General features: G+C 72.2%; 1 protein-coding gene. It reads left to right on the forward strand.

The annotated features are described in order from the left end of the window. A partial coding sequence (locus tag B9S61_RS00545; protein WP_308457742.1) for a hypothetical protein occupies nt 1–389 on the forward strand: 389 nt, incomplete at both ends.

Genomic DNA, 389 nt, shown 5'->3' on the forward strand with positions numbered 1-389 from the left:
ATCGGCCACCGGGAGCTGACGATGTGGAAGCGCGGGAAGCACGCACGGCGTCCGGAGACCTCCGCACCGGAACTGTGCGACCTCTGCGGGGACACGTTCCCGGCGGGCGAGGCGGTGCGCGGATACGTCGCGGACTCCTCGTCCGCCCACCCCACCGACGAGCGGCACGACGGTCTGCGCCGGGTCACCGCCTGCTGCGAGGCCCACTTCGGCATGATCCGTGAGGAGTACGGACGCCGCCCGTTCGTCGACGAGGAGCTGTGGGCCGCCAAGATCAGCCGGGTCTTGATGTCCGGCCCGCCGGCGGTCCCCATGGCCCGGCTCGCCTGCCGGACCGGACTGCACGAGTCCGACATCCGGCGGGCGATCGCCTGGCACAACGAGCGACG

The organism is Streptomyces sp. SM1, from assembly GCF_002910825.1.
Classification (GTDB): Bacteria; Actinomycetota; Actinomycetes; order Streptomycetales; family Streptomycetaceae; genus Streptomyces; species Streptomyces okerensis.